1 protein-coding gene is annotated in these 1,226 nt (G+C 64.0%); it reads left to right on the forward strand.

What is annotated here, in order from left to right; genetic code table 11:
- Positions 1-294: 294 nt before the first annotated feature.
- Positions 295-1,226 (forward strand): zinc-binding dehydrogenase (locus tag ACFXHE_RS44150; RefSeq protein ID WP_379391784.1); only part of this gene is annotated, 932 nt, incomplete at its 3' end.

Consider the following 1,226-nt stretch of genomic DNA (forward strand, 5'->3'; position numbering starts at 1 on the left):
GTGCTCATCGACACCGACGACCACGACACCCCCGCCACCACACTGTCCGCTGCCGCCGATACCGGCGAACCCGAGATCGCCCTGCGCGCCGGACACACCTGGATCCCACGCCTGACCCGACTGTCAAGCGATGGGCTGTTGACGCTGCCCGAGACCGCATGGGCGTTGGGTTTGCGGGAACGCGGCACCATCGAGGGCCTGGGAATCGTCGATGGTGTCGACCGGGACCGTCCACTCGCGGCCGGTGAAGTCCGGATTGCGGTGCGGGCCTTGGGATTGAACTTCCGCGACGTGTTGATCACCCTGGGCATGTATCCGGGGGAGAACATGCCGGTCGGTGGAGAAGCTTCCGGTGTGGTGCTCGATGTCGGTGCGGGTGTTTCCGCGCTGGCGCCCGGTGACGCCGTGATGGGAGTCTTCTCCGGCGGTATCGGACCGGTCGCAGTGACCGATCACCGACTGCTCGTGCCCATTCCACGAACCTTGTCGTTCGCACAGGCGGCTGGGATTCCGGTGGCGTTCGCCACTGCCTACTACGGTCTGGCCGATCTGGGCGGTGTGCGTGCTGGTGATCGGGTTCTGGTGCACGCGGCGACCGGTGGTGTCGGCTATGCCGCAACACAACTGGCCAGGTTGTGGGGCGCCGAAGTCTTCGCGACCGCCAGCCCTGCGAAATGGTCTGTGTTGCGGGCAGCCGGGTTCGACGATGACCACATCGCTAGTTCCCGCACTCTGGATTTCGAGCACGCCTTCTCGATGAGCACCGACGGCCGCGGTGTCAACGTGGTGCTCGATTCGCTGGCCGGGGAATTCGTCGATGCCTCGCTGCGGCTCATGGTCGGGGGCGGGCAATTCCTGGAAATGGGTAAAACCGACATACGCGATCAAGGAGAAATCGCGCAACAGTATCCAGGCGTCCACTATCAGGCATTCGATCTGCTGGACGCAGGTGCGGACCGTATGCATGAAATTCTGTCGGAACTGGCTGAGCTGTTCGACAAGGGACTGTTGACAGCGCCGCCGGTATCCACGTGGAGCATCCGACGCGCACCCGAGGCGTTCCGCTATTTCAGTCAGGCCCGCCACATCGGGAAGATCGTGCTCACCCTACCGTCACATGCAGAGACCGGAACGGTGTTGGTGACTGGTGGTACCGGTGGCCTGGGTGCGTTGGTGGCCGAGCATCTGATCGTGGCGCACGCGGTGGAGCGGTTGCTGCTGGTCAG

This window comes from Nocardia sp. NPDC059229, assembly GCF_042754165.1.
GTDB lineage: Bacteria > Actinomycetota > Actinomycetes > Mycobacteriales > Mycobacteriaceae > Nocardia.